The sequence below is a fragment of the Nocardia sp. NPDC051570 genome, from assembly GCF_044454005.1.
In the GTDB taxonomy this organism is placed as follows: Bacteria; Actinomycetota; Actinomycetes; order Mycobacteriales; family Mycobacteriaceae; genus Nocardia.
In genome coordinates this window covers 374,715-389,500 of record NZ_JBITDI010000008.1, presented here as the reverse complement: position 1 = coordinate 389,500, position 14,786 = coordinate 374,715, and the positions used below count along the sequence as shown (strand labels likewise).

Annotated in this window: 9 protein-coding genes and 1 pseudogene; 5 read left to right on the top strand and 5 right to left on the bottom strand. The window is 67.0% G+C overall.

Going from position 1 to position 14,786, the window contains the following annotated elements; translation table 11 throughout:
* Nucleotides 1-227: 227 nt before the first annotated feature.
* Nucleotides 228-1,091 carry a helix-turn-helix domain-containing protein gene (locus tag ACIA76_RS22815; protein WP_397153851.1) on the bottom strand — a complete coding sequence of 288 codons (864 nt, stop codon included), beginning with the start codon at nt 1,089-1,091 and terminating at the stop codon, nt 228-230.
* A gap of 78 nt (nt 1,092-1,169) precedes the next feature.
* Nucleotides 1,170-2,570 carry a Si-specific NAD(P)(+) transhydrogenase gene (gene sthA, locus ACIA76_RS22810; protein ID WP_397153850.1) on the bottom strand — a complete coding sequence of 467 codons (1,401 nt, stop codon included), beginning with the start codon at nt 2,568-2,570 and terminating at the stop codon, nt 1,170-1,172.
* Between the two features lie 154 nt (nt 2,571-2,724).
* On the opposite strand from sthA, the pseudogene ACIA76_RS22805 reads away from it, so the two are divergent.
* Nucleotides 2,725-3,765: pseudogene (locus ACIA76_RS22805) on the top strand (MFS transporter); the annotation flags it as partial.
* 177 nt (nt 3,766-3,942) lie between these two features.
* On the opposite strand, the gene ACIA76_RS22800 reads toward ACIA76_RS22805, so the two are convergent.
* From ACIA76_RS22800 to ACIA76_RS22790, 3 genes are all read right to left on the bottom strand, one after another.
* Nucleotides 3,943-6,369 (bottom strand): lanthionine synthetase LanC family protein, encoded by a 2,427-nt coding sequence (locus tag ACIA76_RS22800; protein WP_397153849.1) that lies wholly within the window; start codon nt 6,367-6,369, stop codon nt 3,943-3,945.
* Between the two features lie 172 nt (nt 6,370-6,541).
* The gene (locus ACIA76_RS22795; protein ID WP_397153848.1) at nt 6,542-8,125 is read right to left on the bottom strand and encodes an amino acid adenylation domain-containing protein; all 1,584 of its coding nucleotides are present in this window, start codon (nt 8,123-8,125) and stop codon (nt 6,542-6,544) included.
* A gap of 29 nt (nt 8,126-8,154) precedes the next feature.
* A complete protein-coding gene (locus ACIA76_RS22790; protein WP_397153847.1) occupies nt 8,155-9,420 on the bottom strand; it encodes an MFS transporter in 1,266 nt (421 codons plus the stop codon).
* Between the two features lie 303 nt (nt 9,421-9,723).
* Here ACIA76_RS22790 and ACIA76_RS22785 point away from each other — a divergent pair, with 303 nt between their 5' ends.
* The 4 genes from ACIA76_RS22785 (at nt 9,724) to ACIA76_RS22770 (ending at nt 14,758) form a co-directional block, all read left to right on the top strand.
* Nucleotides 9,724-10,524, top strand: a complete 801-nt coding sequence (locus ACIA76_RS22785; RefSeq protein WP_397153846.1) for a phytanoyl-CoA dioxygenase family protein — start codon at nt 9,724-9,726, stop codon at nt 10,522-10,524.
* Between the two features lie 153 nt (nt 10,525-10,677).
* Nucleotides 10,678-10,923: a phosphopantetheine-binding protein gene (locus ACIA76_RS22780; RefSeq protein ID WP_397153845.1), complete on the top strand. Its 246-nt coding sequence runs from the start codon at nt 10,678-10,680 to the stop codon at nt 10,921-10,923.
* Nucleotides 10,920-14,051, top strand: coding sequence for an amino acid adenylation domain-containing protein (locus ACIA76_RS22775; protein ID WP_397153844.1), 3,132 nt, complete (start codon nt 10,920-10,922; stop codon nt 14,049-14,051). The genes ACIA76_RS22780 and ACIA76_RS22775 overlap by 4 nt, the downstream gene beginning before the upstream one ends.
* Complete coding sequence (locus ACIA76_RS22770) at nt 14,048-14,758, top strand: thioesterase II family protein (protein WP_397153843.1); 711 nt, start codon at nt 14,048-14,050, stop codon at nt 14,756-14,758. The genes ACIA76_RS22775 and ACIA76_RS22770 overlap by 4 nt, the downstream gene beginning before the upstream one ends.
* Nucleotides 14,759-14,786: the final 28 nt, after the last annotated feature.

Here is a 14,786-nt window from a genome sequence, read left to right as displayed (position 1 = left end):
GGGGGGGGGGGGGGGGGGGGGGGGGGCGCCCCCCCCCCCCCCCCCCCCCCCCCCCCCCCCCCCCCCCCCGCCCCCCCCCCCCATTGGCTGCTGTATCGCTGTGTGATTGTGGCGTTCGGCTTCGCGTCGGCGGGGCCATGGGGGGTGTCGTTGGGCTGTGTTTGTTGGCTTTTGCTTCGCTGGCGCGAGCCGTCGCTTGTTGGGCTTGCTCCCCGACGCTACGGACCTCAGTGCATGCCCTCGGCGGCTTCGGTGATCATCTCCGCCGAATCGCGCGGGCTGAGCGCCATCGCGCGCAGCTGGTCGAACATCACGCCGAAGCGGCGAATCTCGTTGTGGCCCTCGACGATATCGTCGCCGGCGATGCCCTCGACATAGACCAGTTCGGGATCGGCGGGATCGGGGAAGTCCAATACCACGAATGAGCCGACCATGGCCGGATGTGCCCCGGCGCCGAACGGTAGCACCTGCAGGATCACATTGCGTTTATCCGAATCCTCGGTCAGTCGCAGCAGCTGTTCGCGCATGACGTCCGGCCCGCCCACCACGCGCCGGATCGCGGCCTCGTCCAGTACCACCCACAGCTCCAGCGGATTGTCGATGCGGGCGAGCACCTTCGAGCGCTCGACGCGGGCGCGCAGCCGCTGTTCGATGACCGCGGTCTCGACCTTGGGCATGGCGGTGTCGAGCACGGCCCACGCGTACCGCTCGGTCTGCAACAGGCCGGGGATGAACGAGGTCTGGAACAGTCGCGCCGAGAGCGCCTCGGTTTCGAAGTTGATGTAGGCGGCGTACACCTCCGACACCGCCGCCTCGAACGGCCGCGACATGCCGGGTTTCTGTGCCTCCGACAGCAACTGCAGGGCATCGGATCGCTGCGGATCCTCGACGCCGTACAGGTCGAGCATGGCCATCAGCGTGCGCCGCTGCGGCCGCGCCTGCGCGGTCTCGATCCGATACAGCGTCGTCACATTGATTCCGGTGCGGGCGCTGACCACTTCCTTGCTCAGGCCCGAATGCTCGCGCATCTCGAACAGCAGCGCCGCCAATCGGCGGAGCCGAACCGTGAGTACCGTGCGCTTACCTGCCATAGCGCGCGGACTCTCGAGCGCACCCCGGAGGTGTGTACATAGAGGAGGAGGATACCTCGCTCGATACCGCTTGCGCGGTCAGTCCATTCGTTCGATCTGGCGGATCTTGTTCATCGCGTCCAGCGCGGCGACCTTGTAGGACTCGGCCAGCGTGGGGTAATTGAAGACCGCGTCCACCAGATAGTCGACCGTGCCGCCGCAGCCCATCACGGCCTGGCCGATATGCACCAGTTCGGTGGCGCCGGTGCCGAACACGTGCACGCCGAGCAGCGCCCGCGTCTCGCTACACACCAACAGCTTGAGCACGCCGTAGGAGTCGCCGATGATCTGGCCTCGGGCCAGTTCGCGATACCGGGACACACCGACCTCGAACGGTTTCCGCTCCGCGGTCAATTGATCCTCGGTCTGCCCGATGAAGCTGATCTCCGGAATCGTGTAGATGCCGATCGGTTGCAGCGACGAGAGCGTGTGCACCGGCTCGCCGCAGGCGTGGTGCGCGGCCAGCCGCCCCTGCTCCATCGAGGTCGCGGCCAGCGCCGGGAAGCCGATCACATCGCCGACGGCGTAGATGTGCGGCACCTCGGTGCGGAAGTACTCGTCCACCGCGATGCGGCCGCGTTTATCGGCGCTCAGTCCGGCCTTCTCCAGCCGCAGGCTCTCGGTCATACCCTGCCGACCGGCCGAGTACATGACCACCTCGGCCGGAATCTTCTTGCCGCTCTCCATGATCGCGAGGGCCCCGCGCGGATGCCGCTCGACCGCGGTGACCGTCTCGCCGAAGCGGAAGGTGACCGCGAGATCGCGCAGGTGGTACTTGAGCGCCTCGACCACCTCGATATCGCAGAAGTCCAGCATCCGCTCCCGCGACTCCACCACGGTCACCTTGCAGCCCAGTGCGGCGAACATGGACGCGTACTCGATGCCGATGACACCGGCGCCGACCACGATCATCGACTGCGGCACCCGCTCCAGCCGCAGGATGCCGTCCGAGTCGATGACGGTCTTGCCGTCGAAGTCGACCGCGGCCGGGCGCGCCGGTTGGGTGCCGGTGGCGATCACGATCTTGTCGGCGGTCACCCGGGTCTCCTGCCCGGTGCCGTCCATCACCTCGACGGTGTGCTCGTCGACGAACGAGCCCATGCCGGGCATCATGGCAACCCGGTTGCGGGACAACTGATTCCGGATCACATCGACCTCGCGGCCGATCACATGGTTGGCCCGCGAGAGCAGATCGGCGACGGTGATGTCCTCCTTGAGCCGATAGCTCTGCCCGTACATCTCCCGCTGAGTCAGCCCCGTCAGATAGAGCACGGCCTCCCGCAGCGTCTTGGACGGGATGGTGCCGGTGTTGATGCACACCCCGCCGATCATGTCGCGCCGCTCCACCACCGCCGCCCGCTTGCCCAACTTCGCGGTCGCGATCGCCGCCTTCTGCCCACCGGGCCCCGATCCGAGGACCAGCACGTCACAGTCGTACATGCGGTCAGTCTGACAGTGGAATGTGAAATCCACGGTGTCATTGGCCAACCGGGTTGTGCCGGTTGGTGTTCCGGACACGCCGTGGATCGATGATTCCGCCCGGTAGGTTCTTGCCGATGGAATGTCGGTCTGATAGGTTTTCCCCATTCGTCGGATGTCGATGTCTCTCGGGGCGGGAATTCCATTGGCCGATTCCCGGTGGTTCTCGGCCGGTGTCGCGGTACTCATGCTCGGGGCCTTCGTATCGAGTTCGGCGGTATTTCTAGTCGCTCCGTATCTGGCGACGTATTTGACCGCGGAAGAGGGGATTTCACCGGCGGCCGTCGGAATTCTGCTGGGCATGTCCTACTGGTTTCTGCGCGGGACGGGCCTATTCGCGAGCCCGGTGGTGGCGCGATACGGATATAAGAGGATCATGCTGTGGGGCGGGGCATTACGCATTCCGGGCTACGCGTTGCTCGTCTCACATTCCCCGGTGGCGATCACGATCGGCCTGCTGCTGGCCGGCCTCGGCGGCGGGCTCTACTTCCCGACCTCGAAGGCGCTGCTGTTGCGGATCGTGCCGCCGCGGTTCCAGCTGCGGGCGCTGTCGGTGCGAAACATGTTGGCCAATACCGGAGTAGCGCTGGGGCCGCTGCTCGGCTCGCTGGCGATCACGACGATCGGCCCACGCGTGCTGTTCCTGGCCGCCAGCGTGGCGTTCGTGGTGCTCGCGCTGCTGGTGGCCGCGCTGCCGAATCCACCGCATCCCCCGAGGGCGCGGACGGCCGTGCGCAAGACGGTCCTCGGGCCCTCGCTGATGATCGTGGCCGCGGTGTCGTTCTTCGTCGGGGGTTTGCTCATCCAGTTCGATTCCATTGTGCCGATGCGGATTTCGGGCGCCGGGCTGACGGGGCTGGTGGGGTTCGTCTTCGCCACCAACGCGGTCACCGTCGTGGTGTGCCAGCATCCGGTGCTTCGCTGCGTCGAACGCTTCGGGGCCGGATGGTCGATGCTCGCGGGGTTCCTCTGCTTCGGTGGTGGGCTCGGCCTCTTCGCGATCGGCAGCCATCCGGCGGTGGCCTGGATCGGCGCAACCGTGGTGTTCAGCGTCGGCGAGGTCTTCGGGAGCCTCGTGCTCGACGATCGGATTCGCCGATTCCCCGAGGGCGCGATCACCTCGGTGTACGGGATCTCCGGGATGCTCGACGCCTTCGGCGGGCTGCTGTGCGGATTCGGCGCCGGCGCGCTGTTCGGTATGGCGCGGGCGCATTCCGGAGAGCCCTTGGTGTTCTTGGGGATCGGGGGCTTCGTGGTGGTGTTCGGCGTCGTGCTGGCATTCGTGCTCGGCCGTATTCGCCCCGCCGCGACGTCCGTGCCCGTTGCCGGCGAGTCAGAAGGGTCCGACCGTCGAGGGTTTGTCGCCGGTGTGGAGGCGGCGGAGGAAGGCGAGGATGCCCGAGCGGCCGTAGGCCCAGGAGACCACGCTGCGCTGATCGGCGGGATCGGCGGAGTCGTAGCAGGTGCCCTCGGCGATATCGCGGCCGACCAGATGGGTCGCGGCGGACCAGGCCGCCTCGGTGAACCGGTCGTCGTGGGTGATGTCGGCCAGGCGGAGCAGGAAATCGCCGACTCCGGAGATGCCGCAGCAGGCGCCGGGATGGGCGAGGTGGGGAAGCCATACCGCACAGGTGTTTCCGGCGGTGACGGCCAGGTCCAGGGCCTCGGCGTCGTCGCGGATCTCGGCGGCCTGCAGCAGCGTGGTGCCGATACCGGCCAGGCCGCGGCACCACGAGACGCATAATCGCGTGGCGGTGGTCTGTGAGGAGCGTTCGACCAGCGAGCGGGTCTGCCGATACATGTCCGCGAGTCGGATGCGCAGCGCGGGCTCATCGGCGGGCAGGACGCCGAGGCTGGTCATATGCAGCAGGAACGCGACGATTCCGGCCTGCCCGTGTGCCATGCCGACCGAGGCGTCGATATCCGCGAGCGGTGGGAGATCCTCCGGGGGAGCCGGCGATCGGACCGCGGTGTGGTCGATCAGCCGGTCCGCACAGGCCCGGGCCACCGCGAGATGGCGCTGCCGATCCTCCGGCGAGGTCGAGGCGGCCGCGGCGAGCAGGCAGTGCCCGAAGCCGATCCCGGCCGCGCCGACGATGAGATCGTCGCCCTCGGGTTGTGGATCCCATTCGGCCAGAACCGGATTCGTTGGCGCGGGCGCATCGATGCCCTCGTCGTACAGGCGACGGAGCAGGATATCTATGCCGGTGGATCCGACGAACAGGCCCGGGGCCATGCGGGCTCGTCGTGCGCCGTCGGCGGCCGCCCATGCCAACCGGCGCGTCGCCTCGACGGCCTCCGGTCGATCCAGGTGGTGCAGCAGCTCGAGGCCGACCCCGGTCGCGCCGTGATACGCGTTCGGCTCGGACCATCCGCCGGGGCCGTCCAGTAACCGGGTCACCCGGTCGATCACCTCGGCCCGCAGCTGATCGATGAGATCGGCGGGGCCGCAATTGGTTCCGGCCAGCGGGATCGCCACGGTGCGGAACCGTTCGGGATATCCGGAACTCAGCGCGCTCAGGGCCGCGCGGGCGCGATCGAGGTCGGGATCGAGCAGCCCCGCGATACATCGCAGCAACGGCGGTGGTTCGGCGCCGAACTTACGGCGAATGGTTCTGCGGGCGCGCCTGCGGGGTGCGTCGGGATCCGGTCCGGAGTCGGCGGGGTGGGCGCCGGTCGCGGCGAACAGCAGCGTCATGCCGAGTGCGTAGAGGTCGTCGGCGAATGTCGGTGCGGCGCCGGTCAATTGGGCATGCGTGGCATATCCCGGAGTGCCGCCGGTGGGCCGCACCCGGCCGTGATTGCAGAGACCGAAGTCGATGATGGTCGGCTCGCCGCTGGATTGCCGGATGACGATGTTCTTCGGAGACAGCTCGGCCATGATGAATCCGCGGGCGTGGATATCGCCGAGGATCCGAGCAAGCCGGGTGGCGAGGCGGTCGAGTGATCGGCGCGACGGATCGGCCGATCGCGCCGCCGACTGCGGGCGATAGCGTCCGTTGCGCGCGACGTCCTGGGCGAGGGTGAACTTGCCGTCGAAACTGGTGACCAGATACTCATCGACGCCGTGCCGGAAATGGTCCAGATACCGTGGCACGCCGGTGATTTCGCTGAGATGCTCGAGGACATAGTGTTCGTTGCGCAGCCGGACGCGCGCGTCGTCCTGGTCGTTCTCGGATTCGGCGATCCGGGCCCGCGCCTGTTTGACCACGACGCGCTCGCCGGTGCGGACATCCTGGGCGTAATAGACATTGCCGCCGAGGATTTCGACGAGGCCGTATTTGGGTGCATCGGCGGTTTCGAGGAACGGATCCACCGCCCACGGCGGGCGCGGATGGACCGACTGTTCGTTCCAGGGGGCGGTGCGCTGCCCGAACGGGCCGTAGCCGTAATACACCGGCGCGTTCTCGGCGACCCGGCCGTCGGCGGGCACCCGCGGCGCTCGTTCGCCGCGCAGCAGCCCGGCCAGGAGCGTGCCGATCTCCCGGATCTGTGACGGGTCCGGATACACCGTCCACGCCTTGCCGCCCGCTCCGCTGCTCAACTCGCGCAGCGCCTGCGTCGAACGAATCATCTTGAAATGACATCCCGCGGCCAGCAATTCCGGCACCACGATATCGGCGAGGCGCTCGAAATGCTGTGGGCGCGCGGAAATATGCAGCTTCCACCCGTGATCGGGCAGCGGCAACTCGGGATTGTGCACATGCAACCAGACCGAGGAAAGGTGCACGCAGCGACCGTACTCGACCGCTGCGCGCATCGCGTACTGCTCGAAACCGTAACCACCGCGCATCGCGATACCCGTCGTCGGTCGAACTCACTCCGCGACATGGTATTGACGAGCGGAAACCTGTTCCAGACAGAATTTTACGGGGGTTGACCGAGCAAACCTGCGAAACCCATTGGCCGCCAATGCGTCAAGTCGACATGATTTACCTGCTCCGGGCGCCGACGGTGGATCTGCTGGCGACGGCCTCGGTCGCCAACTCCACGAGGCGGTTACGGTCGAGCTTGCCCGACAGCGTCAGTGGCAGGGACGTCAGCGCGACGTATCGGTCGGGGAACATATGTTTCGGCAGCCGCGCCGCCAGCGCCGTGCGGATCGCCTCGATCCAGCCGTCCTGATCCTCCGGCCGACCCTCGGCGACCACGCAGGCCACCAGCAGATCCGAGCCGGTCCGCCGGGGCACCACGCACAGCGCCGCATCCTGTACGCCGGGCTGGGTGCGGATCACCGATTCGATCTCACCGAGTTCGATGCGGAACCCGCGCAACTTGATCTGATGATCGTTGCGGCCCAGATACTCCAGCCCACCATCGGGAAGTCGGCGCGCGAGATCACCGGACCGGTAGTACCGCCTGCTTCTCCCGGAGGAGGCGTCCATGACGAATCGTTGTGCGGTGAGTTCGGCGCGGTGCAGATAGCCGCAGGTCACACCCGCTCCGGCGACCCACATCTCGCCGACCTCCCCGTCGGGCACCGGCCGATGCGGCGCTTGCTGCTCGCGGAGCTCGATGGTCAGGTGCGGCAGCGCGACGCCGATCGGGGAGCGCGCGTCGCCGGTGAGATCCGCCTCGATGATTCGGCGGAATGTGGCGTAGACCGTGGTCTCGGTGGGGCCGTACATGTTGATCACCGCCGGGCGGTTGCCGTCGCACTGCGACCAGAACTTCCCGACGGCGGTGAGATCGATGCTCTCGCCGGCGAAGACGATGTATCGCAGTTGTGCGGCCGGATACCGGGCGAGGCTGATGAACTGCCGGAATACGGACGGAACTTGGGACAGCACCGTCACTCGCTCATCGATCAGGACGCGAACGAACGCCGCGGGCACCTGAGTCGCCTCATGCGGAACGACCACCGCCTTTGCCCCGATTGTCAAGGGAGCCCACAGTTCCCACACCGACACATCGAAGCTGAACGAATGGAAGATCGACCAGCAGTCGTCGGGACCGACGGCGAACAGGGGTAGTGCGTTGTCCAGCAGGCTGAGCACATTACCGTGGGTCACCACGCAGCCCTTGGGTGCGCCGGTCGATCCGGATGTGTAGATCACATAGGCCGGATCGTCCGGCCCGACCGCGGCCGGCTCGTCGACCGGCGCGTCCGGGTCCGTCGGGGTGTCGAGGTCGTAAACCTTGACCGCACTGGCCAATTCGGTGCGGGCCAGTGCGGCGGCGGAACCGACGACGAAGGCGATCCCCGCATCGCGCAGGATGTAGTTCTGGCGGTCGACCGGATAGGTGGGATCGACCGGAACATACGCCGCACCGCACCGGAGAATGGCGAGCATTCCGATGACGACGTCCACGGTCCGCTCCACCAGGAGCGCGACCAGATCCCCCTTGTACACCCCGCGTTCGGTCAGCCGGGTCGAGACCGCGGCCGTACGGGAGCGGAGTTGTTCGTAGGTCAGGGTCTGCGTCGTATCGGACAGCGCCACGGCGTCCGGGGAATTCGTCGCCGTGTGGGTGAGGACCTCGTCGAGCGATGCGAGTGTGGTGGGTAGAGACATGTGCCGCCCTCTGTAATGGATTATCCGGCTTAGCTTGTGGCGGCGACTTCCGCCTCGACCGTGCTGGTGTACACGCGCAGGAACAGCGGAATCAGCGCGAGGGTCGCGATGGCGAAGACACCGAAGGCCAGCTTCGGGTCGAACCATTGGGCGATCAGGCCCGCCACCGCGGAGCCCAGCGGAATGGAACCCCAGCCGAACAGCCGGTTGGCCGCGCTGTAGCGGCCCATCATCTCCTGGGAGACCAGCCGCTGACCGATGGTGCGAGAGTTGACCGTCCACAGCGTGCCGCCCATACCGCCGAGGAATGCCGCGGCGCCTACGATCCAGACATTCGTGGTGAGTGCGGGGGCGGCCGTCATCGCCAGGGTCAGGATGATATTGCTGAACATCACCCGGCGCCGCCCGAACAGCCGGTTGCTCGCGCCGACGATCACAGTGCCGAAGACGCCGCCGACGCCGAGCGCGCTGACCATCGCGCCGTAATAGCCTGCGCTCAAACCCATTTCGTGCGTCGCGACCAGCGGCATCAGGCCGAACCAGGCGCCCCAGCAGGCGCACAGGACCGAGACCACGATGCTGAACGTGCGCAAGAGACGGTGGTGCAGCAGGAACTTCAGGCCTTCGGCGATCTGCTTGTGCACCGTGACCTTCGGCGCATCGGTGGTGCGTTTCACGCGGAAGGTGCCCACCAGGAACAGCAGGATCGCCACCGACAGCGCGTAGGCCACCACCGTGGAGCCCAGCGCGAGCGCGGTGCTCGCCGCGACCAGCAGGCCGCCCAGGAACGGTCCGGCGAATTCGTTGCAGACCGTCTCCGCTCCGGTGAGCCACTGATTGGCCCGCTCGCGCCCGGCCGGTGCGACGGCGTCCGGGATGAGCGCACCCGCGGAGGTCAGCGCGATCACCTCGGCGACGCCGAGGATGATGCCGCCGCCATACAACATCGGCAGGCTGATCACCTTCGCGAGCACCGCCGCGAACAGGCTCGCCACCACCACGATTCGCATCGTGTTGGCCAGCCCCAGCAGCCGGCGCCGGTCGGCCCGGTCGACCAGGACGCCGACGTGCATGGCGGCGAACAGCCACGGCAGGGTCAGGGTGAGCAGGACGAAGGAGACCAGCGCGGGCGAGTTGGTCAGCGTCGTCGCGATCAGCGGGAGCGCCACCTTGGTCACGCCGTCCGCGAGATTGGTCACCGCGGTGAACGAGACCAGGACGGCCGTGTTGCGGCCGATGGGTCCGGCGCCGGTATCGGTGCGGGCCGCCGCCACCGCCTCTTGGGGTTCTGTCATCGTCTTATCCCCTAATTGATTTCGATGCCGCCTGCCGCTGCGGCAGGTCATTACATCCAAGGATGCCGTGCCGGAAGCGAATACGGAATATGGGGGAGCGGCGGAGACAGCGGAATAACATGAGGTCGCGAGGGCGTAACAGCTCCGGTGTATCGCCGGAACATCGAGAACACATCCGGGCTTGGAAACCTGTATCGCGAAGGCGCATGTCACCCACGAGCAGATGTGACACGGCCACGGTCGAAGATCTCCGAACCATCCCACCGAAGCGCTTTCGATCTCCCAGGAAAGAGGGGGCAGACGATGCTGATCGATGCCAAGCAGCAATACGATTCCCAGGGATTCTGCGTCATGCCGCAGAGGCTCAGCGATGCCATGCTCGGAAGGCTGCGCGACAGTATCGCCGAAATCTCGCGAATGAGTCGTCCCGAGGTGGTCTACGAAAAGGATGAAAAGACGGTCCGCGCACTGCACGGATGTCACCGATTCGATGACGCCTGTGCGGATCTGGTGCGTCTGCCGCTGTTCGTCGATCTGGCCGAGGCGATTCTCGGCGATCCGGTCTACGTCTATCAATTCAAGGTGAACATCAAGAACTCCCACGACGGCGAGAAGTGGCCCTGGCATCAGGATTACGCGTTCTGGAGCATCGAGGACGGCATGCCCGCCGATCGCGCGCTGAACATCGCGATCAACCTCGACGACGTCTTCGACTGGAACGGTCCGCTGCAGCTGCTCGCGGGCTCGCATCTGCTCGGGCTCATCCCCTCGCCGAACCACGGCGCGGCCGCCGGCGGTGACTGGCGCGACCACGTCTCGGCCGATCTGACCTATACCGTCGACGATCGCGAGGTCGAGGAGATCGGCCGCCGGCACCCGCTACACAAGCTCACCGGCCCGGCCGGAACCATCTCGGCGTTCCACCCCAACATCGTTCACTCCTCCGCGCGGAACACCTCGAGCGATCGCCGCACCATCCTGTACATCACCTACAACGCGGTGACGAACTCCCCGCGCCATGTGCACCGCCCCGACTTCCTGGTCGATCCGAGCGTCACCGCGGTGCGCAAGCTCGCCCAGCCGCGGGCACTGACGTCGGTCTAGCCGGATCCCCAGCGCGGTGAACCCCCAGCTCATGGGGTGCGCCGCCCCGGCCACAGCGGCGAGTAATTGCGAGTACATCGAGCGCACATCGGCCTTGAGAAGTATGTGAAAGAAGCAAGTTTCATGGACACCATCGACGAAAGCAGAGGGACCGTGGCGGACACCTTGGACCTCGATGTCGCCATCGCTCGACATGCCACGGCGGAATTCGACGATTCGACTCTCCTTACCGATGCCGGGCTGGAATCGTTGTCGCTCATTCGGCTCGCGGTCGAGGCCGCCACCGATGAGGACGCCGAAATCGACGCGACCCGTCTGGTCGACATTCACACCATCGGCGATCTGAAGGTGTGGCTGCTCGAACTCGTGGACGCCGCCGCGGGAGCGGAGGAATCATGACGGCGCTGAATTCCGACGTACTGTCGATCACCGATTCGCAGAAGGGTCTGCTGGTCGTCGACGGCTGGGTGCCGACACCGGAGATCTACAACCAGCTGATGCGGTTCGATATCGATCCCGGCCTGTCCGATTCCGTTGTGGCCGAGGCGATTCACACTCTGGTCACCATTCAACCGGCGCTGCGTCAGGTGTTCCGGACCAAACCCGAATTCCATGCCTTGTTCGCCCCGGTGCCCGATTCGGAATCCTTCCCGCTCGAGGTCGTCGACACCGGCGCGGAGGAATTCGAGGACGGTGTGTGGGATCTGGTGCGGCGGATGGGGAACGAGACGTTCGACCTGTACGCCGGACCGGCCTATCGGTTCGGACATGTGCGGGCCGATGACGGCAGCGCCGCCGCCGTGCTGCTGTGCGGCCATCACATCGTGGGCGACGGCATCTCGATGGGTCCGATGATCCGCGATCTGCAGGACGCGATCACGGGCAAGTTCGACTCGGATGCGGTCTCCGCCAAACAGTCCGAGCGGGAGAAGGCGTTCGTCAAAGAGCTTGCGTCGCAAGATCGGGCGACCCGCGCTGCGGTGGCGAGTGATCGCGCCAAGATCTGGGCCAAGGAGCTCGCCGATGTGCCGCCGCTGGTGCTCGATCCGCGTCCGGATCGGCCGACGGAGACCAATTTCCGTGGCGCCCGGGTGGATTGGCGACTGAGCACGGAACAGACCGCGGCCGTCAACGCGCTGTGCAAGCGGCTGTCGGTCAGCCCGTTCGTCCTGTTCACCGCCGTGTACGGGGCGACGCTGGCCCGGCACGGCGGGGTCGAACGGCTCCTGGTGGGCAGTCCATTCGCGGCGCGCCGCACGGTGAAATCGTTCGATCTGGCCGGATTCTTCGTCCAGACACTGCCGGTGACCGTCGATATCGACTGGACGCGATCGATCGACGAACATATCGGCAGGACCGTGCGGGAGTCGGTCGACTACTGCCGGTCGAATCTGGATATCTCGTTCAATCAGCTGGTCGCGGAGGTCGGGCAGGACCGCACCAGCAATCGCAATCCGCTGTTCTCCTGCATGCTCGCCATGCAGGACACCTACGTGAACACCGAACAGGGCCCGATCCTCGGAGTCAGCGAGCCGGGGAACGGCACGGCCAAATTCGATCTGTGGCTCGGCGCCACCCCCGTCGACGGATGCTGGCTGCTGGAACTGGAGTACGACACGGCGCTGATCCGGACCGAGGTCGCCGACGCCATTCTCGACTCGCTGCGGACCGCACTGCTGCGGGCGCTGACCGACGGCTCGGCGCCGCTGGCGGAGCTGTTCACCGATTCGTCTCTGGCGCAGAGCCTTCCGGCCGCGCCCTGGCAGCTGCCCGGTGACACGCTGACCGAACTGATCGACCGCGCCGCCCGGCGCACCCCCGACGCGATCGCGATCGAGGAGCCCGGCAAGCAGATGACCTACGCCGAGCTGATCACCGCATCCGAGCAGGTGGCCGCGGGGCTGATCGAACATGGCACCACCGCACAGGATGTCGTCGCCATCGCCACCGAGACGCTGGTGAGCACGGTGGTCGCGATGCTGGCCATCCTGCGCTGCGGCGCTACCTTCCTGCCGGTGGATCTGACCCTGCCCGCCGAGCGGCTGGCCGGCATGCTGGGCCGGTCCGGATGCCGGATCGTCATCGGCGACGGGGTGGACGCGCCTGGCGTGCGCACGATCCGGTGTGCCGAACTGTGCGGACCGGAGAGAATCGAAGGGCTGAACGGGGATCCGGCCGCACCCGCCTATCTGATGTTCACCTCCGGCTCGACCGGGGTGCCCAAGGGTGTGCTGATGGGGCAGCAGCCGCTGCTGAATCTCGCGGCATGGCAGCTGACCGCGCTCGACCACGGCCCCGAGACGCGGTTCTTCCAGTACGCCCCACTGGGTTTCGACGTGTCGTATCAGGAGATCGTGCCGACCCTGATGACCGGTGGCACGGTCGTCTCCCGGCAGCCGGTCGATCGGCGGGACTTCCCCGCACTGGTTCGCCGGGTCGCCGACACCGCGATCACCCATCTGTTCCTGCCGGTGGCCGCACTGCGTCCGTTCGTGCAGGCGGCGCGGGCCGAGGGGTTGCGCTTCCCGGCCCTGACCCATCTGTGCGTATCCGGTGAACAGTTGTTGGTGGACGAGGAGATTCGCGGATTCTTCGTCGACCACGAGCGGTGCACGCTGATCAACCTGTACGGCCCGACGGAGACCAATGCCGTGACCGTGCAGACGCTGCAGGGCGTCGACGGACCGTGGCCGGTGCACGTGCCGATCGGATCGCCGATGCCCGGGGTGGCCGCCTATGTGGTCGATACGACCGATCACCTCGCGCCCGTGGGTGTTCCGGGCGAGCTCTACATCGGCGGATGTGTTCCGGCGGATGGATATCTCGACGATCCCGAACGCACCGCGGCCGGATTCCTGCCGGATCGCTTCGCCGAATCGGGCCGGATGTACCGGACCGGTGACCAGGTGGTGCGGGACGGCGGCGGCACGCTGATCTTCCTGGGCCGCAAGGATACTCAGCTCAAGATCCGTGGCCATCGGGTGGAGCTGGGTGAGATCGAGGCCGTCGCCACCCGCGCCGACGGGGTGGCCCAGGCGGTCGCGGTGGCGCACGGGGCCGGGGCCGATCGGGAGCTGGTGCTGTTCCTGCGGTCGGACGGCGAGACCGCCCTCGACCATGCCGCGGTGCGGGCCGTGCTGGCCCGGGCGCTGCCCGCGTATCAGGTGCCGACCAAGATCTTCGATATCGACACCGTGCCGACCTCGCGCTCCGGCAAGACAGACCGCAATGCCCTTGTCGCCCTGATCGATACGCTCACGCCCACGACGGCCGACAGTACGGCGGCGCCCGAATTCGCCAACGATCTGGAACGGGAGCTCGCCGAGGTCTGGGCGGGCATCCTCGAGGTCGAGCGGCTCGAGCGCGATCGGTCACTGCTGGAGTACGGTGCGCATTCGCTCAACGTGTTCACCGCCTTCGCGCAGATCGAGGAGCGCTACGGGGTGACGGTCGAGGTGCCGGACTTCTTCCGGGATCCGACGATCGCCGCGCTGGCGGAACTGATCCGGGAACAGGTGCCCGCATGACAGCCGCCAATCCGGGCAGCCTGGTCACGCTGGTCCGCCGCGGTCAACGGCCCGCGTGCGTGCTGCTGCCCGGCTCCGGCGGCGGACTCTCGCCCTATCTGCGGCTGGCACGGCATCTCGGCAAGACCCACAACGTGTACGGGGTGGTGCCGACCGGCATGCTGCCGGGCGAAGTGCCGGAGGAGACCATCGCCGAGATGGTCGCGGCCGCGCGGCGCGCCCTCGACAACGGCGGCATCCGGCCCGATCTCGTCTTCGGTTGGTCCTTCGGCGGAATCATCGCCTGGGAGCTGAGCCACGACCTCGCCGCCGACGGTCCCGCACCGCAGGTGGTGATCGTGGACAGCTCGCTACTGCCGCGCCGGGCCACGGCCGCCGAGGACCACGAGATCCGCGCCCGGATCCTGGCGCAACTGGGCCCGCTGGCCAAGCCGGATCTGATCGATCGCGTCCTGCGCATCTTCGCCGCGCAGGTGCTCGCGCTGCGCGACTACCGGACCGAACATCGCTACGACGGGCGGGTGCTGTTGCAGATGTGCACGCCCTGGGACACCGAGGCGGCCGACGCCGCGGTGCGGCGCTGGAAGGAACTGGCCGGCGATCTGACCCTCGGAACCCTCGACGCCGATCACTACGAGGTCTTCGAACCGGACCAGCTTCCGCAGCTGCTTTCGGCGATCGATGACTTCTCGAGGACGACCGAATGAGTACGAGCGGAATGCCGCCGCATGTGGT